At 29.3% G+C, this 20,378-nt stretch carries 19 protein-coding genes; 6 read left to right on the forward strand and 13 right to left on the reverse strand.

The window, feature by feature from the left end; translation table 11 throughout:
• Window positions 1-47 precede the first annotated feature (47 nt).
• The 12 genes from FP421_RS01395 to alaS form a co-directional block, all read right to left on the reverse strand.
• Entirely contained in the window at window positions 48-2,027 is a 1,980-nt protein-coding gene (locus FP421_RS01395) for a tetratricopeptide repeat-containing sensor histidine kinase (RefSeq protein ID WP_159946874.1), read from the reverse strand.
• A gap of 15 nt (window positions 2,028-2,042) precedes the next feature.
• Window positions 2,043-3,863, reverse strand: a complete 1,821-nt coding sequence (locus tag FP421_RS01400) for a tetratricopeptide repeat-containing sensor histidine kinase (RefSeq protein WP_159946876.1) — start codon at window positions 3,861-3,863, stop codon at window positions 2,043-2,045.
• 179 nt (window positions 3,864-4,042) lie between these two features.
• Complete coding sequence (locus FP421_RS01405) at window positions 4,043-4,330, reverse strand: hypothetical protein (protein WP_159946878.1); 288 nt, start codon at window positions 4,328-4,330, stop codon at window positions 4,043-4,045.
• 15 nt (window positions 4,331-4,345) lie between these two features.
• Window positions 4,346-5,665: a hypothetical protein gene (locus FP421_RS01410; RefSeq protein ID WP_159946880.1), complete on the reverse strand. Its 1,320-nt coding sequence runs from the start codon at window positions 5,663-5,665 to the stop codon at window positions 4,346-4,348.
• A 191-nt stretch (window positions 5,666-5,856) separates the two neighbouring features.
• Window positions 5,857-6,330, reverse strand: coding sequence for a hypothetical protein (locus FP421_RS01415; RefSeq protein ID WP_159946882.1), 474 nt, complete (start codon window positions 6,328-6,330; stop codon window positions 5,857-5,859).
• A 75-nt stretch (window positions 6,331-6,405) separates the two neighbouring features.
• Window positions 6,406-7,404, reverse strand: a complete 999-nt coding sequence (locus tag FP421_RS01420) for a hypothetical protein (protein ID WP_159946884.1) — start codon at window positions 7,402-7,404, stop codon at window positions 6,406-6,408.
• Between the two features lie 9 nt (window positions 7,405-7,413).
• Window positions 7,414-7,911, reverse strand: a complete 498-nt coding sequence (locus FP421_RS01425; protein WP_159946886.1) for a hypothetical protein — start codon at window positions 7,909-7,911, stop codon at window positions 7,414-7,416.
• Between the two features lie 74 nt (window positions 7,912-7,985).
• Window positions 7,986-8,696, reverse strand: coding sequence for a DUF6498-containing protein (locus FP421_RS01430; RefSeq protein WP_159946888.1), 711 nt, complete (start codon window positions 8,694-8,696; stop codon window positions 7,986-7,988).
• Between the two features lie 10 nt (window positions 8,697-8,706).
• A complete protein-coding gene (locus FP421_RS01435) occupies window positions 8,707-9,657 on the reverse strand; it encodes a GSCFA domain-containing protein (protein WP_159946890.1) in 951 nt (316 codons plus the stop codon).
• A gap of 39 nt (window positions 9,658-9,696) precedes the next feature.
• Complete coding sequence (locus FP421_RS01440; protein ID WP_159946892.1) at window positions 9,697-11,274, reverse strand: T9SS type A sorting domain-containing protein; 1,578 nt, start codon at window positions 11,272-11,274, stop codon at window positions 9,697-9,699.
• A 2-nt stretch (window positions 11,275-11,276) separates the two neighbouring features.
• Window positions 11,277-12,911, reverse strand: a complete 1,635-nt coding sequence (locus FP421_RS01445) for a DUF1800 domain-containing protein (RefSeq protein ID WP_159946894.1) — start codon at window positions 12,909-12,911, stop codon at window positions 11,277-11,279.
• 68 nt (window positions 12,912-12,979) lie between these two features.
• Window positions 12,980-15,598: an alanine--tRNA ligase gene (alaS, locus tag FP421_RS01450; RefSeq protein ID WP_159946896.1), complete on the reverse strand. Its 2,619-nt coding sequence runs from the start codon at window positions 15,596-15,598 to the stop codon at window positions 12,980-12,982.
• A 160-nt stretch (window positions 15,599-15,758) separates the two neighbouring features.
• Between alaS and FP421_RS01455 the strand changes: the two genes are divergently transcribed.
• The 6 genes from FP421_RS01455 (at window position 15,759) to FP421_RS01480 (ending at window position 19,998) form a co-directional block, all read left to right on the forward strand.
• Window positions 15,759-16,727: a M23 family metallopeptidase gene (locus tag FP421_RS01455; protein ID WP_159946898.1), complete on the forward strand. Its 969-nt coding sequence runs from the start codon at window positions 15,759-15,761 to the stop codon at window positions 16,725-16,727.
• Between the two features lie 88 nt (window positions 16,728-16,815).
• Window positions 16,816-17,145 carry a MerR family transcriptional regulator gene (locus tag FP421_RS01460; protein ID WP_159946900.1) on the forward strand — a complete coding sequence of 110 codons (330 nt, stop codon included), beginning with the start codon at window positions 16,816-16,818 and terminating at the stop codon, window positions 17,143-17,145.
• A gap of 116 nt (window positions 17,146-17,261) precedes the next feature.
• Complete coding sequence (locus FP421_RS01465) at window positions 17,262-17,873, forward strand: LemA family protein (protein WP_159946902.1); 612 nt, start codon at window positions 17,262-17,264, stop codon at window positions 17,871-17,873.
• A gap of 2 nt (window positions 17,874-17,875) precedes the next feature.
• Window positions 17,876-18,313: a TPM domain-containing protein gene (locus FP421_RS01470; RefSeq protein WP_159946904.1), complete on the forward strand. Its 438-nt coding sequence runs from the start codon at window positions 17,876-17,878 to the stop codon at window positions 18,311-18,313.
• Window positions 18,310-19,149, forward strand: coding sequence for a TPM domain-containing protein (locus FP421_RS01475; RefSeq protein ID WP_159946906.1), 840 nt, complete (start codon window positions 18,310-18,312; stop codon window positions 19,147-19,149). The genes FP421_RS01470 and FP421_RS01475 overlap by 4 nt, the downstream gene beginning before the upstream one ends.
• Before the next feature lie 3 nt (window positions 19,150-19,152).
• Window positions 19,153-19,998 carry a hypothetical protein gene (locus FP421_RS01480; protein WP_159946908.1) on the forward strand — a complete coding sequence of 282 codons (846 nt, stop codon included), beginning with the start codon at window positions 19,153-19,155 and terminating at the stop codon, window positions 19,996-19,998.
• Here FP421_RS01480 and FP421_RS01485 read toward each other — a convergent pair.
• On the reverse strand, window positions 19,995-20,378 hold the full coding sequence (locus tag FP421_RS01485) for a DUF423 domain-containing protein (RefSeq protein WP_159946910.1): 384 nt from the start codon (window positions 20,376-20,378) through the stop codon (window positions 19,995-19,997). The two genes, FP421_RS01480 and FP421_RS01485, sit on opposite strands and share 4 nt — an antisense overlap.

Raw genomic sequence — 20,378 nt, forward strand, 5'->3', positions numbered from 1 at the left:
TGGGTTAGTTATTTTATAACTAAAGTATTGTTTAAATGGGTGTTAAATTATACGTCATTTGACGTATTTCTGAGTTTGGTAATAGCAATAACTTTAGTTCCTTTTTTTAGTTCTGATTTTATTTGAACTTTTCCATCAATCTCTGCCATTCTTTTTTCCATATTACTCAATCCATTCCCTAAATCTACAGTATTGATATCGAAACCAGTTCCGTTATCTTTTACAATTACTTCAAATTCATCTTCTTTCTTTTTTAGATGAACTTCTATCTCTGATGCTTCTGCATATTTAAGAGCATTATTAATGGCTTCTTGAATCACTCTAAAAATATTCATACCTACTATAGAGGTGAAAGATGTGTTTTTATCAATATCATAATTGACCTCAAAATTGATGTTTTCTGAGGCTAATTTTGCTTTTTCAACAAAAGATAATATTCTAGCGTGTAAATCTTCAACCGTAATTTCAGATTTGTTCATTGCCCAAATGGTATCTCTTAACTGATGAATGGTATCTGAAGTGAAAGAACTGATATTAGATAACTTGTCTTTTAGTTTCTGATTTGCATCTTTAGAAATGAATTTTAAATTGTCTATAGAAGAAATGATAAAAGTTAATTGAGAGCCAATATTGTCATGCAAATCTCTTGAGATTCTTAAACGTTGTTCTTGCAATCTATTTTGGGTTTTTATAGTAGCTAAGGCATCTTTTAAATCTATTTCTTTTTGGAGTTGTTTCTTTTTAAACTGATTTTTTTTGTGAACCGCATAAAAAACAATTCCTAAAATTAGAAGTGCAGAAATTAAAAGAATGCTGTATAAATTTCTGTTTTTTATGGCCAATTCTTTTTCTAATAATTCTTCTTTTTGAATTGCAATTTGCTTCTCTTTCTCAGCAGTTTTATATTTAGTTTCTATATCTGTAATTTTTGCAATAACTTTATTGTTGTAGATAGAATCATTTAAGTATTCAAATTTTGTAAAATAGTGTTTTACGCTGTCTGGTTGATAAGTATTACTCTTTACAGAAATCAATCCTTTATAAATAAATAGCAATTGTTCTGTAGCGTTAATTTTTTTTGTTTTGCTTAGTGCTGCATGGAGTTGTTTTTCCGCTATTTTATATCTTCTTTTATCGATATTTAAATTGGCTAAATTAATGTAGCTAGAAACAATACCATAAACATCATTTATTTGTTCTCTTATGGCAAGCGATTTTTTAAAAAGAGAGAGAGCTTCATCAGATTTCCCATCATTTTGATAATAAGTACCTAAGTTATTGTAGATTACAGAAAGTTCATTGTTTAATTTTAATTTTTTTGCAAGAGGTAAAGCTTTTTTGTAATAAAATTCAGAACTGTCTTTTTTCTCTAAATAACTGTATATATCTGCCAGACCATTGTAGCTGTATACATAACCAACAGAGTCTTTTAATTGCTTTCTTATTTTTAGAACTTCTTGATGGGTTTGTAAAGCTTTTTCAAACTGTTTAGAATCTTTGTATAAATTCGCAACATTATTTAAGTTCATTGCTACTAACTTATCTTGATTGAAGCTTTTATATATTTTAATAGACTCTAGAGCATAATAAATTGCAGAGTCTAAACTAAATAATTGGTTATGAGCAATACCCATTTTATTGTACAAACTAGCAATACCTAAACTATCGTTGTTGCTTTTTCTGATGTTAAGCGATTTCTTATAATACACCAGAGAAGAATCAAACTGAGCTATTCTGTAGTGAATAATTCCAATATCATTAAAACCCTGAGCAATCCCTTTTTGATTGTTTGTTTTTTCTGATAACTTAAGTGCTTGTTTGCTATATTTAAAAGCAGAATCAGCTGCAAATCCAGAGAAATACCAGCCTAAATCACCTAGATATTTAATTTTAAGAGAATCACTTATAGAAGAATCTTTCAGTTTTTCTTTTAAAGCATTTATTTGTTTTTGTTGAGAAAAAATTGAGCTAGCAAAAAGAGCCAAAAAAAAACAAATAATTAGGTTCTTGGAATTTATAATATTCATAAGCAATAAATTAGCCTACAATTTACAAATAATTTGAATATTTGTGCCTTTTTTAATTTCTGATTCAATTTTAACTTTACCATTAATTTCACTCATTCTTTTTTCCATGTTACTTAAGCCATTACCTAAAGAAACTGTTTTAATGTCAAAACCATTTCCATTATCATCAATAGCAATCAAAAGTTCATTGTTTTTTTCGTTGATAGCAATAGTGATTTTAGAAGCTTCTGCATATTTTATAGCATTATTAATGGCTTCTTGTACTACCCTAAAAATATTCATGCCTGCTAAAGAAGAGAAAGAAGTACTGTCATCGATATTGTAATTGACTTCGAAAGTGATATTCTCTGTAGCTAATTTTGCTTTTTCAATTAATGATAATATTCTAGAGTGAATATCTTCCATAGTTATTTGAGATTTGTTCATTGCCCAAATGGTATCTCTTAATTGATGAATAGTTTCTGAAGTAAATGAACTTATATTTGATAATTTATCTTTTAACTTCTGATTTGCATCCTTAGAAATAAATTTTAAATTGTCTATAGATGAAATGATAAAAGTTAATTGAGAACCAATATTGTCGTGCAAATCTCTTGAAATTCTTAAACGTTGTTCTTGTAACCTGTTTTGAGTTTTAATTGCAGCAAGTGCATCTTTTAAATCAATTTCTTTTTGTAATTGTTTCTTTTTTAATTGATTTCTTTTGTAAACCGAAAAAAACACAATTCCTAAAATTAAGAGAGAAGCTCCTAACAAAACCGAATAAAGTGTTCTGTTTTTTATAGCTAATTCTTTTTCTAACAGCTCTTTTTTCTGGTTGGCAATTTGTATTTCTTTGTCTTTAGTATCAAATTCAACTTCTAATTCTGCTATTTTAGAGTTTGTTTGTTTATTTAATATGCTATCATTAAGTTTGGTTAAAATCTTGAAGTAATTCAATGCATTTTTAACATCATTTTTATTCTCATAGTTTTTGTAGATATACTCTGTGGCATATTTTCTTAGAGGATAATATGAATTTTGAATGGCTAGTTTTTCCGATAATTTAAAATACTTTAAAGATTTAGTATAGTCTTTTTTTGCAAAGAACAAATCACCCAAATAGAGATAACTATCAGTTATACCATACAAATCATTTCTTTTTTGTCTTATTTTAAGTGCATTAAAAAACTCTTTTTTAGCTTTAGAATACATTTTCTTTTTTAAATATACTTCTCCAATATGAGTTTGAGCAAAAGGAATGCCAATACTATCCTTATTTTTTAAACATAGGCTTAAAGATTTTTTGTGATAATAAAGTGCGCTATCTAACTGATTTTTTCTTTGTTTTAAAACTCCATAATTATTGTAAGCTCCAATAAGTCTGTATGTACTAGAAACCTCTTTTTCTAAAGTTTTTATTCCTTTATTCATATAAAAAATAGCCTTTTCTAAATCTCTATTTTTTATTTGCCAACCTAGATTTATATAACTGTCTGCATAGTTTTCAAAATCATTTAACTCATTATAAATATTGCTTGCTAGAATAGTATTTTGAATAGCCAATTCTAGCTTAGATGAAAAAAAGTAGGCTAGAGATTTTTTCTTATAAACATCTGCCAAAAATTTCTTGGAGTTTAATTCTTTAGCAATGGTTTCTGCTTTAGTAATAAGCGAAAGATATTTTTTAGTGTTTGTAAGTGCTTTATCGTATTTAATAGAAAGAATTGTGTCTAAAAAAGATTCTTTAGAATTTTTTTTCTCTAAACTAAGTATAGCGTCTAAATAGTTATTGTTTTGTGCTTGATAAATTGCACAAATAAAAAAAAAGAATAAACAAAGAAGTTTCTTTTTCATAAGATGATGAAAAAAGTATTTTACTACAATTTACAAATAATTTGAATAGTTCTTCCTTTTTTCAGGATTACACTTTTTTAAAGTACCTTTTTGAGTTTAAAACTATTCTTTTTTTTAAAACAGTAATTACAAGTTGATTGTCTTTTTTACTGATAGAATTGTGACTTTAAAAGTGTTTTTTATTGAAAAATTTCACTTAAAGTAAAGTCAATATCTAAAACACCTACTTTAATTGTTTGAATTTTTTGCTGTGTTCTTTTTTGCAAAGAGTTAATTTGTAGTGGTATATGATCGAGTTTTTTAGAAATATTTTTTTCTGTTTCAATTTCTGCATAAATGACCTTTAACCTATCAGACTCTTCTATTTTTATTCGCTTGTATTTTATAATTAAATAAATACTTATTACAGCAACTAAAAATAGAAGAAATAGAGAAATAGTGTTTATATTTTCTGATAGATTTATCATCAACTAAAAGTTGTGTTATTGCAAGTAAAAAGTAATTTGATTATCACCACTACCCATAATTAGCATTGCATTTATATTTTTTTTACGTAAGTATAATGGATTATTAAACATTGCAAAAGTACCTTTAGATTTACTGTTTTTTAAGACCCAAATATGTCTTTTTTTACTTTTTTCAAAAGCATATTCATCTACTGTAAAGTTTAAGTATTTTGTATCTGCACCATTAATCATTACTTTAAATTCTACTTTTGCCCCTTTAGATAATTTTGATCCATTAGATATTGTAGCAGTTACATCACCAGAAATATCAGAAATTTTACCTTTCATATTCACAAAAGTATACCCCCAATTTTTTTGTCTAAAACTAGGCATGTTATTAGAATTGGTTGTTAAATCTGTATTTGTTGTGGTCTTCTTTTTTGTTTTTTTCTTAACTAATTCAACAACTTCTACATTAGCAAAATTTCCGTGTTTGTTAATAAATCTTTTATCAAATTCTGTACTACCAGAAACATCACCATTATCAAAATAAATTTCTCTAAAATAGAAGTATTGGTATTTACCAGATCTATAGTGTTTTTTTACCCAGTTGTCTTTTTTATCGTAGACATAGTCATAGATAGAAGTCGTATTTTTTTTGCCAGCATAATTAGATTGTTTTAAGTTGCCTTCTCTATCGTATTCATAAGTAGTTGTAGAATTTCCGTATTTGCTATTAGATTTGTACGAAGTTTTTTTACCATCTTCATAGACAGTTGTGTATGTCCCTACAATGCTTCCATCTTTACTACTAAAACTTGTTCTTGTTTCTGTCTTTTTTCCTCCTCTGTAAGAATAATTTACTTCTGCAGTGAGTTTGCCAGATTTATTGTAATCTTTTTTACTGGTAACTCTACCTTTTCTATCATTTTCATAAACAGCATAATACTTACTACCATCTTTATAGACAGACTCTCTTTTAGTAAGATGTCCTTTTCTATTGTAGGTGTATTTATATTCAGTAGAATATTTACCTCTAGTGTCACTGATGTCTTTTGTACCTGTTAAAAGTGCATCACTATTGTAATTGTAGAGTTTTTTTGTTGGACTAGAATCTGAATACGTACTATTATACCAATAATAGGTTTCAATCAGGTTTCCTTCTTCATTGTACCTTTTAATGTCTACTGATTTTTTTACAAAACCACCACTATTTTTATCGTAAGAGTAATAGTGTTGGATGACTTTCCTTACGTTTTTGTGTAAGTTTTGAGATTCTAAATTATACATTTCAGTTTGACTGAATCCGTCAAAGTGAAATAAAATGCATAAAAAAAAGATTGATAATTTCTTCATGGTTTTTGTTTTTTAAGGTTAAATATAATTATTTTAAAGGAGATGGTTGGCTTTGTTCTAGAAAACACCAACCATCTGTAACCCTAAAAAACAATCTTAATGTTGTAAATTTCTTTTTACAAATCTCACAAAAGTTTACGTAAAAAAAAATACGGCATCTGCCGTATTTTTTTCCTTTTCATAACATTTTTTTAGTTTTTTGGGGCACTGAATGATCCTTCTGTTACCGTTTTTGTAGAATTATTTGCACTTGCATTAATACCTGTAAATGTACCTGTTACTGTTGTAGCAGTGTCTTCAGTTATTTCAATTGTTCCAGATCCTATATTAAAAGTTGACATCCAGCTTGCAATTGGGTCTATAGTTCCATAAGAAATACTGTTTACATTAGTAAGGTTGTCTCCTGTTTTATATGTGCCAACACCAGTATAATTGGTAATATTAATTCTAATATATTCTCCATTTGATGTTGAGCCTTGAACAGCTAAAACACCACTAGAAACTACTGCACCTACTGTAGCTTTTAAAGATGACCAAGTTTGTCCATCTACCTTTGCAGTTAATGTACCTTCTCCAGATAACCCTAAATCTTCATCAGAACTGTTGCTACAAGATGTTAGAACCGCAACAAAAAGGAATAACATTAGTTTTTTTAAATTTTTCATACTATTTGTTTTTTAATTATTTTTGTACAAAAATGTTGTATAAACAATTGGTAATCAATACGTCATATGTCGTATTTATTTGCTTTTCTTTAGTCTTTTGTATAGTGTGGTTACAAAAATGATAATAATTAAACCAATAAGAATTGGTATTCCGTAGATGCCTAAATAAAATAAAAAACCAACTGAAGCATTTCCAAGACCACCTACTTTGTATGCATTTGGAAGTGTAATCTCAGAGAAACGATAAGACTCGAAGTTTTGTTGCGAAAAATCATCAATTTCTTTAAAATAATGCTCACTATTTTTGGTGATTTCTTTAAAATTAAAATTAGACAAGGTTTTTCCGTAAGTAACTACAAAATTCGGATCAGGTTTTTTTCCATAATCTGATAGTGAGAATTTTAATATTGTGTTTTTCTTATTAAAATATAGAGATGTTGGAGCACTAGTTTTTACATTGTCTATTGAAATGTTATCTTTAAATTGAGTGTAAAAGTTTCCATTTTCTATAGGAGATTTCCAAATAGAGCCCGTTTCTATGAGATAGATAAAGGCATTTTTTTCATCAGAATTATAACCTTCAGTAATTTTTGCATTATTGGTGTTGACTAAAAAATAGACAGTAAATTTTGTGATTTCTTTTGGAGGAAAAACAATTTCCCAAACGTACCAATTGTCATTTTCTGAATTTGGTTTTTGAAATAATTTAGCTTCATCATCGTTAATTAATCCTTTTATTTTGTATAAACCATCAACTCTTACTTCATTTACTTGGTGATGAAAATTGATATTTTCAAAAACGTTATTGATTGGGTAACCCACTTTTATTTTTAAAGTATCTGTAGAAGTGTTTTTAAAATAATAATCACCTTTAACACCAGCAAAACCCTTATACAATTGCATATAAATGTTCTCGGATTTCATCTGAATTTTCTTGTACGCAACTGTATCTTCAGGGTACAACAACGTAAAACTACCACTTCCACCAGCATTCCATACTCCAGGTTGTGCAGAATTAGAAATTAAGAAAGCTGTAAAAATGATGATGCAAAAGAAGTAAAAGGTTTTTTTCATAATTTATAATTAAAGTTTTTTGACTAAAGATTTAGCTTCTTCGAGTTTGTCTTTAGGAATTAGAATTCTAAACTCATCATTTGTTGGCCCTTTTCTTGTTAACCATTGAACATCAAATTCTAGAAGTTTTTTATCATTTTTTGCTTCAATAATTTTTAAACTTTTTACTCTTTTTTTATCAGCAAAAAGTTCAATCCTTTTATCATTTATTAAAAGATGATCAGAATATATTTTCACAAAAGGATTAACGACTCCTTTTTTTAAATGACGATAACTAATTTTCATTCTTAACCAAGGTATTAGAAAGGCTAGAGGTGCAGCAAAAACTAAACCGCCTAAAAAACTTGTTTGTCTAAATAGCATCAATACTATAGTACCCAAAATTAAAATACCAACTCCAAAATAAATATTGTCTTCTTTTTTATTTGCTTTTTCAATGTCAACAAATTCATCCCATTCTTGTTGAGAGTAGCTCCATTCTGCAAATAAATTTTCTTGATACTCCATTTTAATTTTGATACATCACAAAGTTCTATAAAACAGATTCTGAAAACAATACGTCAAATGACGTATTTAAAATTTTACTCTGTAAAATGAATGAGCTGTTTTTTTATTTCTTCTGATGATGCTTTTTCATTTGCTAGTTTTTTAGATATTTTCTCTAAAAGTAAAGAGTTTTCTTTAATAGCTTCAAAAAACAAATCAACAAATAGCCTAAATAATATCAAAAGAATTGCAGCTAGGACACCTGCATTACCAATAACCATAAAAAAGAAGGCTAGAATTACGACAAACTGTTGAATAAAAATTCTGACATAGGGCTTAAACATAATTTCTGTAGGTAAGAACTTTTGATATTTTTTATTTTTTAAAAAATCACTAAAAAATTTTCCAACATGCGTAAAAATTATTGCAGGTAATGCATATTTCATTTCTTCTAAGCCCAAAATAATTCCGTAGTTTTTTACAATTTGAAATGGTTCTTTAAAAATGGAACTAGAGTCCATTTGAAAAAGAGCAAAACCAAAAATAGATTGAACCCCAATAAAAAATCCATAATGAAAAAGAAAGAAGAATATAAGCCCATATCCACCTGTTTTATGATTGCCAAAACGAATGCTCCAAAACATTTTTAAGGCATTAAAAAGACCAATAATAATAGTTTCTACAAAATAAACAAACAGTATTGTAATTGGTGTAATTTCACCCAAGTATAAGAGAAATAATAAATAAATGGAACTTAACCAAATATATACATTTTGTTGTGTTGGATAAAAAATACTCTTGAACATTTCTATTAATTTAGAAATTTATAAACGGAAATTTAGTCTTTATTTCTACTATTTTTTGCTCTAAATTAGATAAAAATTCTTTATGTTTTTCTGAGCTAGCATTAAAAGGTTTGTGTGATAATCCTTTTTGAATGATATCAATTTCTTTCATTGATGAGGTTACTTCATTAGAAAACCATGATTCTAAAAATTTCTCCCAAATATAGTTTATGGCAGTTTTATTAGGATGAATCATGTCTTCTGCATAAAAGCGATAATCACGTAATTCATCCATCATAATTTCATAACTTGGAAAATAATGGAGGTTTTTTCTGACATCAATTACATTATGAATCGCAGCTATCAAGTGAGATTTACTTTGTGTATTTTCTATAAAACCATCTTTTAAATGACGAATAGGAGAAACTGTAAATAGAATAGAAACATTTTTATTTACTGATTTTATCAACTGAATGATAGCATCTAAACTTTGGGTAATCTCATCAACTGAAAGCAATTCTTTTAAGAATTTTTTTTGAGGGACTTTATGACAATTCGCTACAATTTCATCACTTTCTATATGTCTGTATACCCAAGCAGTTCCTAGAGTAATAACGATATGTGATACGTTTCTTAATTTTCTTTGGGTGATTGAAATAGCGCCATTTAACTTATTTAAAATAATTTTTTCATTGTTCGAACTCAAATCAGAATGACTTTCAAAAGAATGCCAACGCTCATTTTGAAAAAAAATATCTTTTCCAGAATAGGTTTTTTCATTGATGGCATTTGTAATTAATCTTTCTATAGCTTTTGGATGGAAAAGAATTCCGAATGGATTTTGTAATGTTTGAAATTTAAAATAGTTGAGCTTATCACCAATATTCTCAGAAAAACATGAGCCTAACAACAAAATTTCTGACTTATAGTTAATCAGGTTTTTAGATTCTGACTTAATTTTGATTTTTGTTTGAAGGTTCATTAGAGTAATATCAAGTTCTAATGTAAATTTAGAATAAATTTAATACTTCAACAACTTCTTGGTTTTAGAAATTCCTTTAGATTGATAATGTATAAAGTAATTGCCTTTAGGTAAATGTTGAACATCAACTTGTATAGCATGTTGTGTAGTACCGAATTTTTTATTGGTAATTTGTTTTACTACAGCCCCAATAGCATTGTAAAGTGTAATTTTTACATTTTCATTATTGCCAAAAAAAGTAATATTTATTGAGTTTACTGTGGGATTTGGGTAGATATCAATTTCTAATTCTTGGATACCAAAATTATTTGTTGAAAGCGAAGCAGAACAACCACTTTTAAAAATAGGGAGTGCATCAAAATCATCAAACAAAATAGAGGTAGCTTCCTGTTTTGTAGCACCTAACCAATCTGTTAAAATAGTACTGTAGATATTTCTAAAGTCGTATTGCATTTGCACGCCCTCTTTAATACCAACTTGAGTGTCAATTTCTGGAGCATCACCTAAAATGGTGTTATTTGCACAAGACCCAAATAAAAATAATGGAGCTGCACTACCATGATCTGTTCCTAAGCCACCATTAGAACGAATTCTTCTTCCAAATTCAGAATAGGTCATTCCAATAACTTTATTGTCTATGCCTAATAATTCAATATCATCTTGAAAAGCTTCAATTGCATCGGATAATTCTTGCAACAGAATTCCATGTCTTCCTGTTTTTTTATCTCCCTCTAGAACTTGATTGTCATGTGTGTCAAAGCCACCTAATTGTACAATGTATACTTTGGTTTTTAAGCCTCCTGAGATTAATTTGGCAACATTCTTTAATTTTTCTGCTAAATCAGAATCTGTGTACTTTTCAGATAAATTATTACCAGAGCTAGAAGCTTTTTTAATGATATCTGCATAAGCGTTGGTTTGGCTAATAGTATCGTTTACAAACTGTAAAGCATCTCCATAACAATTTTCTGGTACTTCTCCATTACTAGTTACAGTTGCTGTTCCAGGATTATCTGGATCTTCTAAAGCCATAGAAAAATTAGATACAGGGCCTTGGCAAGTTTCAGAAATAATTCTTCCAATAGTTATTGCAAAAGGATCTGTTTCGTTTTCATTTGGATAATTTTCTGGGAATTGAGGATGATTTTCGTTAAAAAAACGACCTATCCAACCAGAAGAAATATATTCTTCTGCATCAGAAGCAGAATTCCAAATATCTGTGGATCTAAAGTGTGATCTATTTTGGTTAGGATATCCTACATTTTGAATAATGGCTAGTTTTTCTTTATTCCAAACTTGTTTTATTCCTGCCATGTTTGGGTGAAAACGGGTAGCACCATCAACAGTTAATAAATCTTTTTCTGGAATGATAATATTAGAGCGAACCGCTTGTAAATTATCATATTGATTTAAATTAAAAATAGTGTTTAATCCATCATTACCACCTTGCAACTGTATCAAAACTAAAACATTTTCGTTGTCTTCTGAAAAATTATAATCTTTAGGTTTATCATTTGCAAAAAGTGGAAATCCACTTAAAGTAAAAGGTAAAGAAGCTGAAGCAATTGAACTCAACTTTATAAAATCTCTTCTATTTAATTTCTGATTTTTCTTCATAATTACATGATTTGAAATTCAGACATTTGTACCATAGTTCCTATCAAATTTCTCAATTTATTTTCTACAGAAGCTCGTAACCCAGTGTCTGATGGATTAGCTAAATAATCTGAGTATTCTACAGTCCATTCAAAATCAGGTAAACCTTGAATTAAAAAATCTTTTAAGTTGTCTATTTGGTTTTGAGAAATTTCATAATTAAAAAGCTGATTTGCCAATTCTTTTACCAAAATATTTGGGTCATCTGCATTTGTAATTTTCGAAACAACCAATAAAACTGGAATAAAGGGAGGAACTCTATATTTTTTTTTATCAATAAGTAATTGACCACCAGTGACCAATATTTTACAAAATTCTAATCTTTTAGGCAATGTATAACTATTCACCCAGGTTTTATAGAACAAAGGTTCTTGGTAATAGGCTTTCCAACCTGCTACATCTGGGTGATGAAAAATAGATTGTTCTAGATCTGTAGCCGCTAAATAAAGTAAATAAGCAAAATCATATTCTTGCTCTACAGAAATTTTTGGAGCAGAAAATAATAAAGATTGTGTTGTAGATAATAGTAAGTCTATAGGGCTTTTAATCATACAAAAGGTATTTTCATAAAAATGTTCTGATGAAAATAATACTTTTAAAGCAGGGGTGATTTCATAATCATTGTCTCTTAATATTTTTGCCAATGGTAATATAATATTTGTTTCTACATCATCAGAAATCTCTGCAGTTATAAACCACTTGTATAATTGTCTTGTAATAAATTTAGCGCATTCTTCTTGCTGAAAAATTATATCTATAACGTCTTTATATTCTTCATCTCCGTTTTCAGTAATTTCAGCATTGTTAAATCTATGAGACAAGGTTTTATTTCCTTCTGTATGTCTGTTTTTAGTAAAAAATGCATGTAAAGGATCTTCAATACCATCTCCATGTCTAATCCATCTGGCTCTCCATCCTGTTAATACTTTTGCAATTTGTACAACATCTTCTTCTGTAAAGTTGGTATAATCTCCATTACCAACAGCAGCCCCTTTTCCAAGAGTAAAAAGTTCTAATAATTCTCTTGAATAATTTTCGTTTGGAGATTTTTTTTGATTTTCATGACCACTTAAATAAATTAACATATTAGGGTCTATGGTAATCTTTTTAGTTAGTTCTTTGAAGTTACCAAGGGCATTTCTTCTTAGCAGATCCATGTAGTAAAACTCTCTGTGTGGATTTCTGTTTTCTGATACAAAATGGTTATGCCAAAACAAGGTTAGTTTTTCTATAATAGAAATGCCAGAATTTTGCATTTGTAGAAAAGACCAAGCATATAAAGATCGGTTTCTAGCTCTAAAAACACGATTTCTTTCTTGTGATGTTGGTAAATCTGGATAGATAGGAGCAGTAACCCAAGTTTTACCTTGCTTTACATCAGGATCGTTTATTTCACCTCTGTTTGTTCCATCAGGTTCATATTTTAAAGGTGGTTCCGGTAAAGGTTTATTTTCAAAAAGTTTCTCTATTGTTGCTGGTAAACCTAAGTTTACAGCCTCTGAAACTAAATCTGGCGTTATTCCAAAAGAAGTTCTCTTTAATAAATGTCTTGCTTTTTCTGCAGACCATTCTCCTGAATATATATCTAAATATGGCACGTTTTAAAGGTATGAAATAAATATAATATTAAATATCAAACCTTTAGACTACAAATAAAAAGAAAGGTTTAAATCAAATATTCTTTTGCTTTTTCCAAAGCTTTCGGAATCCCACCAGGGTTTCTACCTCCTGCAGTTGCAAAGAAAGGTTGGCCACCTCCACCTCCGTGAATCAATTTTCCTAATTCTCTGACAACTTTTCCAGCATCAAAACCACGCTCTTTAGTCAATTCTTTAGAGATATAGCAAGTTAACAAGGCTTTATCATTTTTTGGAGCAGCAGCAAAAAGTAAAAAAAGATTGTTATACTCTTTCCCCAAACCAAAAGCAAGGTTTTTAATTCCGTTAGCATCTAAATCTACTTTAGTTGCCAAGAAATTGACACCATTAATTTCCTGTAATTGATTTTTGATTTCTCCAGATAAATTTTGTGCTTTATCTTTTAACAACTGATCAATTTGTTTTTTTAGAGATGTGTTTTCTTCTTGAAGTGTTTTAACAGCTTTTACAGGTTCTTTGGAGTTGTTTAGTAAATCTTTAATTTCAAAAAGTGCTCTATTATTTTCAAAATAGAAATCTTTAACAGCATCATTAGTAATGGCTTCAATTCTTCGAATTCCTGAAGCAACAGCACTTTCAGATTTTATTTTGAAATGCCAAATATCACCAGTATTTTTTACATGAGTTCCACCACAAAGTTCAACAGATTTCCCAAATTTTACAGCCCTAACTGTGTCTCCATATTTTTCACCAAACAAAGCCATAGCACCTTGCTCAATAGCTTGTTGCATAGGGATGTTTCTTTTCTCTTCTAAAGGAAGTTTTCCTGAAATTCTATTGTTTACAAAGTTTTCTACATCACGCAATTCATCTGTAGTTAATTTTGAAAAATGAGAAAAATCAAAACGTAAATATTTAGAGTGAACAGCAGAACCTTTTTGTGTTACGTGAGTTCCTAATACTTCTCTTAATGCTTGATGCAATAGGTGTGTAGCAGTATGGTTACATTCAGTTCTATAACGTTGCTTACTGTCTACAACTGCTTTAAAAGATTCATTAAGATGCTTGGGTAGGTTTTTTACAAAATGAATGATAAGGTTATTTTCTTTCTTTGTATCTAGAATATAAATAACATCTCCATGAGCATCTTCTAAGTAACCTTTGTCACCAACTTGACCACCACCTTCTGGATAAAATGGTGTTAAATTAAATGCCAACTGATACATTTCTCCATCTTTTTTGGAAGTTACTTTTCTGTATCTAGTAATTTTTACATTTGCTTCTAACGTATCATAACCTACAAACTCTTCTACAGCATCATTATCTAAAATTGTCCAATCATCTGTAGACATTTCGCTTGCAGCTCTTGATCTATTTTTTTGTTTTTCTAGTTCTTTTTGGAACCCTTTTTCGTCTAAAGTTAATCCTTTTTCAGAGAGGATTAAAGCAGTTAAATCAATAGGGAAACCATAAGTATCGTACAATTCAAAAGCTTTATCACCTGAAATCTCTGTAGTTTTTGATGATGAAATAATATTATCTAATAAAATTAAACCTTGATCTAACGTTCTTAAGAAAGACGTTTCTTCTTCCTTAATTACATTTTCAATCAAATGCTTTTGTGCTTTAATTTCAGGAAATGCATTTCCCATCTTTTTACTTAAAACATCAACTAATCTATAAATAAAAGGTTCCTTTTTGTCTAAAAAAGTAAATCCGTAACGAACAGCACGTCTTAAAATTCTTCGAATTACATAACCTGCTCCATTGTTACTTGGTAACTGTCCATCAGCAATAGAAAAAGCAACAGCTCTAACATGATCAGAAATTACACGAGTTGCAATATCTTGTTTTTCGTTTGAGCCATATTTTGTGTTGGTTATGGCTTCTATTTCTCTAATTATTGGTGTAAAAACATCAGTATCATAATTAGATTGAACATTTTGTAAAACCATACATAAACGTTCAAAACCCATTCCAGTATCAATGTGTTTATGGGGTAAATTTTCTAGAGAACCATCTGCTTTTCTGTTGAATTGCATAAAAACCAAGTTCCAGATTTCTACCACTTGAGGATGATCTTCATTCACCAAGGTTTTTCCATCAACTTTTGATTTTTCTTCCGCAGAACGAATATCAACATGAATTTCAGAACAAGGTCCACAAGGGCCTTGCTCACCCATTTCCCAAAAATTATCCTTCTTATTACCTTTTAAGATTCTGTCTTCAGCTATAAATTGTTTCCACAAATCATAAGCTTCTTCATCCATCCCTAAGTTATCAGCATCATCACTTCCTTCAAAAACGGTTACGTATAAAATGTCTTTGTCTATTTTGTAAACTTCTGTCAACAATTCCCAAGCCCAAGCAATGGCTTCTTTCTTAAAATAATCACCAAAAGACCAATTGCCTAACATTTCAAATAACGTATGATGATAAGTGTCATAACCCACTTCATCTAAATCATTATGTTTTCCAGAAACACGCAAACATTTTTGTGAATCTGTAATTCTATTCTTTTTCGGACTTCCATTTCCTAAGAAATATTCTTTAAAAGGAGCCATTCCAGAATTAATAAACATTAGCGTTGGGTCATCTTTTGTAACCATTGGCGCAGAAGGAACAACCAAGTGCTTTTTTTCTTTGAAAAAGTTTAAAAAAGTGGAACGAATATCTTGTGATTTCATAAAAAAAGAAGTTTCCAACAAGTTGGATTGTGTTAATTTAATTTTAAAAAAACCGCTCAAAAATAGCAGTTGTAAAACATTTTGTAAATTTGTGTGTTGTTAAAAATGAGTTTTCAACAAATTCATAATTCAATACAGCAAAAATAGTATAATTCCTATTATGGCGAAAGTAAAATATTATTACGATGCAGACACCCTTTCTTACAGGAAAATTACTGTAAAAAAGAGAGACTACTATAAGAAAACTGTCTTCGGTATTTTAGGCGCTTTTTTAACTGCCTTTATTGGTTTTATTGTTTTTAGTCAATTTATAATGTCACCAACTGAACGTGCTCAAAAAAGAGAGTTGGAAAATTTAAAGCTACATTATGAATTACTTGCCAAGAGGATGGAAGAAAGTTCTGAGATTTTAGTGCAATTGCAAGAAAGAGATAACAATATTTATAGAACTTATTTTGAAGCTAATCCAATACCTGATGAACAAAGAAAAGCAGGTTTTGGAGGGGTGAATCGTTATAAATATTTAGACGGATTTGACAATTCTACAATGATAAAAAAATTAACGAAAGATATAGATGTACTTTCTAAACAGTTGGTTGTTCAGTCTAAATCTTTAGATGAAATTGTAGCTTTAGCCAAAGAAAAAGAAAAGATGTTGGCTTCTATTCCTGCTATTTTACCTGTAAAATTAGAAGACATGACAAGAATGGCTTCTGGGTATAAATGGAGAATGCATCCAATTTTAAAAATTAGAAAGTTTCATAAAGGAATGGATTTTACTGCTCCTGTAGGGACACCTATTTATGCTTCTGGAAATGGAACCGTAATTAGAGCACAAAGAAGTCCAACTTTTGGGAAAGTTGTTTATATAGATCATGGTTATGGTTACAAAACTATTTACGCTCACATGAGTAAAATAAAAGCCAGAAGAGGACAGAAAATAAAACGAGGTGATTTAATTGGTTATGTTGGTAATACAGGTCGTTCTGTTTCTTCTCACCTACATTACGAAGTGCATAAAAACGATAGAGCCTTAAATCCTATTAATTTTTATTACGGAGATTTAACTCCAGAAGAGTTTGCAGCAATGCAAAAAGCTGCTGAAGAAGAAGGGCAATCTTACGACTAAAAAAAATGTAATTGTTGAATCGTTTAACTGTTTAAAAAACATAACTTAACAATTACACATATATACAGTTAAACAATTATACAAAAAAATGCACGTAGAGTTACCTGAAAAACGATATTACAAAATTGGAGAAGTTGCCAAAGCTTTTAACGTAAACGCTTCATTAATTCGTTTTTGGGAAAAAGAGTTTGATATTATCAAACCTAAAAAGAACGCAAAAGGAAATCGTTTGTTTACTCAAGATGATATCAAAAATTTTAAATTGATCTTTAATTTGGTTAAAGAACGAGGATTTACGTTAGAAGGTGCCAAACAAAAACTAAAGAAAAACCCAGAATCTATTTTTGATCATCAAGAAATCATTAACAGATTAGAAGCTGTAAAAGCTGAATTGATTAAAATTAAAAATCAATTGTAACAAAACCTCTATTTATCATACTAATAGAGTGATTGGTCTAATAAATCTTTACTTTCTCCAAAATATTGGGTAATATTGTAAGACAAATAATCAACAAAAATTTAAATTTAGAAATTATGAAAAAATGGTTAATTCCAGTAATAGTTATCGCTGTTATTGTCTTTGGAATTTATAATTGGGCTAAAGGGTTTAATAACGAAGCAGTTGTTTTACAAGAAGATGCAAAAACTACTTGGTCTAATGTAGAAAGTGCTTACCAACGTAGAAATGATTTGATTGGAAACTTAGTAAAAACTGTGCAAGGAGCTGCTGATTTTGAAAAAAACACCTTAACAGATGTTATCAATGCAAGAGCAAAAGCTTCATCGGTTAACATCAATGCAGGAGATTTAACACCAGATAAAATGGCACAATTCCAACAAGCACAAAGTGGTTTAACTGGAGCATTGTCTAAATTAATGGTTGTTGTAGAACGTTATCCAGATTTAAAAGCAAATAAAAACTTTTTAGAACTACAAAGCCAACTAGAAGGAACAGAAAATAGAATTAATGTAGCAAGAGATCGTTTTAATGAAGGGGTAAATAAGTATAATAAGCACATTAAGATTTTTCCAAATTCTGTATTAGCAGGTATGTTTAATTTTGATGAAATGTCTCGTTACAAATCAAACCCTGGTTCTGAAAATGCACCAGATGTCAACTTCGATTTTAACAAGAAAAAAGAATAACAATGTCTAAAGTAGAAGCATTTCTTACTCCAGAAGAAGAACAAGAAATTATTTCTGCTATTCGAATTGCAGAGAAAAACACATCTGGTGAAATACGTGTGCATATTGAGGCTACATCAGAGAAAGACCATTATGAACGTGCGCTAGAAGTGTTTCACATGCTAAAAATGAATAACACCAAAGATGAAAACGCAGTGTTGATTTATGTTGCTGTAAATGACAAAAAATTTGTGATTTATGGTGATAAAGGAATCAACGATGTTGTTCCTGATGATTTTTGGAGCACAACTAAAGATGTGATGCAAAATCATTTTAAACACGGAGATTTTAAACAAGGTTTAATTGATGGAATCTTAAAAGCAGGAGAAGAACTAAAAGATCATTTTCCTTGGCAAATTGACGATGAAGATGAACTTTCTAATGAGATTTCTAAAGGATGATAAATAAAGTTTTTAGTTTTTGGTTTTTAGCTCTTAATAAAAAAAGTCTTTTTTTACTTTCTTTTTTATGCACACTAGCTCTTTTTTCACAAGGTTATAAAATTCCTGAGAAACCTAAGTTTCAAACAAGTGTATATGATTATACAAGTTTGTTAACTCCAATTCAAAAGACAAATTTAGAAAACAAATTAGTTCGTTATTCAGATTCAACTTCTACTCAGATTGTTGTTGCTATTATTTCTTCTACACAAGGTGAAAACATTGCTTATTTAGCTGCAAATTGGGGAGAAAAATGGGGTATAGGTCAGGCTAAAGAAGATAATGGAGTTTTGATGTTGTTAGCTCAAAACGATAGAAAAATAACCATACAAGCAGGTAAAGGAGTAGAACATTTATTGACAGATTTTCAATCGAAAAGAATTATTGAAAGAGTCATCATTCCTGAATTTAAAAAAGGAAATTATTATGCGGGTTTAGATCAGGGTTCTGACTATATTTTTATGACTTTAAATGGAGCATTTAAAGGAACTCGTAAAGAAAATGCTAAAGGGTTTGACTCTGGTGTTATCGTTTTTATCATATTTATCGTCATCATTTTTATCTTAATTTCTAGAGGAAATAAAAATAATAGAGGTGGAGGAAGACGTTATAGAAGACGTTCTGTAGCAGGAAGTATTTTAGATACCATTATTCTTAGTAACGCTGGTAGAGGTGGAGGAAGTTTTGGTGGTGGTTTTGGAGGGTCTTCTGGTGGTGGAAGTTTTGGAGGCGGAGGCTTTGGTGGCGGATTTGGAGGCGGAAGTTTTGGTGGAGGTGGAGCCTCTGGTGGTTGGTAAATTATGATAAAAAAAACATTTATATTTTTTAGTTTTCTAATTGTATGTAATTGTCAAAATTTTGGACAATTAAACATGTTGGGCGATTTACCAAAAGTTTTAAAAGAAGTTTCTGGAACTGAATTTGTTGAGAATTCTGAAGTAATTTGGATGTTAAATGATAGCGGAAATCAACCCAAATTGTATGCAGTTTCTAAAAAAGGAAAGATAAAAAAAGAGATATATGTAAAAGCCAAAAACCATGATTGGGAAGATTTAACATCTGATGATGAAGGCAATTTATATATAGGTGATTTTGGAAATAACAACAATAAAAGGAAGAACCTAACCATTTTAAAAGTTGACAAAAAATACTTGGATAAAAAGAATGCTGAGGTTGATAAAATAGAGTTTAAGTATCCAAATCAAGATAAATTTCCACCTAAAAAGAAAGATCGGTTTTTTGACGCTGAGTCTTTTTTCTATTTCAATAATAACTTATATATCTTTACAAAAAGTAGGGTTAAAAAGAAATACGGAAAAACTTTTTTATATAAAATTCCTGCAAAAAAAGGTAAATATACAGCTCAATTAATTGGCGAATATGACAACTGTGATGACCTAGAATGTTGGATTACATCTGCAGATATTTCATCAGATGGTAAAGCAGTAGTGCTTTTATCTCAAAAAAATATATTATTGTTTAGTGATTTTAAAAATGATAATTTTTTATCTGGAAAAGTTAGGAAAATAAAGCTAACTCATCGTTCTCAAAAAGAAGGAATTTGTTTTAAAGATAACAAAACACTTTTAATTACAGATGAAAGCGCTCATGGTTCTGGAGGAAATTTATATGAGTTAAAACTCTAAAAAATTATTATAAATTTCCAGAGCAAAAGTCCCCAACCAAATATTAAAAATAATCCACCTAAAGGTGTTATTGGTCCTAAAAACTTTAATTTTTTGTTTTTTGATGAGGAAATAACCAATCCATAAATAGAGAAAGAAAACAAAATAATCCCTACTATAAAACTATAAATAATATAGTTGTCAATTGCTAATTTATTATTCAACTGGAAACCTAAAATCAATAAAACAATAGCATGGTACATTTGGTATTTCACTCCGGTTTCAAAACTTTGTAGTTGTTCTAAAGAGAGTTTCTTTTTTAATAAATGTGCACCAAAGGCACCTAAAATAACGGATAACAAACCGAAGATAGCACCAAAAATTAATCCAATTTCATTCAT

This window comes from Polaribacter septentrionalilitoris (assembly GCF_009832745.1).
Lineage (GTDB): Bacteria > Bacteroidota > Bacteroidia > Flavobacteriales > Flavobacteriaceae > Polaribacter > Polaribacter septentrionalilitoris.